The sequence below is a fragment of the Streptococcus danieliae genome (assembly GCF_009767945.1).
Lineage (GTDB): Bacteria > Bacillota > Bacilli > Lactobacillales > Streptococcaceae > Streptococcus > Streptococcus danieliae.
The window spans coordinates 1-513 of the sequence record NZ_WSRS01000198.1; the positions used below are offsets into that span (position 1 = coordinate 1).

At 38.2% G+C, this 513-nt stretch carries 1 protein-coding gene; it reads right to left on the reverse strand.

The window, feature by feature from the left end; genetic code table 11:
• Positions 1-153 precede the first annotated feature (153 nt).
• On the reverse strand, positions 154-513 hold a 360-nt coding region (locus E5983_RS09435; RefSeq protein WP_160333522.1), incomplete at its 5' end, for an IS66 family transposase.

The following is a 513-nucleotide window of genomic DNA, read 5'->3' on the forward strand; positions in this document are numbered from 1 at the left end:
CTCCTTTAGTTCTATTTTTAATAATTTCTATATGCATTATACGTACAGAAATCTCATCCTAATTATAACACATAGACGTAAGCGCCCAATAACAGGGTACATCAAAAAACCTCCAAGATTGTAAGCAGCTTGCTTTGAATCTTGGAGGTTTCTTTAACGACAATGCTCTTGTATTTGTTTTGCCCATGGTAAATAAGCCTCTAGAACCTCCTTTTTTTCGAGAGTCTCCTCGTTTGGTAAATGTTCTAGTAGGAAAACTATATATTTTTCACTGTCCACTTGGTGGAGTTTGGCTGTCTCAATTAGAGTCATAATAATCGCACTAGACTCTGCTCCCCCTAAACTCTGGGAGAACAACCAATTCTTGCGTCCCATTACTAAGGATTTGATTGCTCTTTCTGCCAAATTATTGGATAGAACGAGACGTCCATCCTCTAGTACAGTTTTGAATGTGGACTGATAATCCAAACTGTATTTGAGAGCACGGCCTAACTTGGATTCTGGTAAGACATA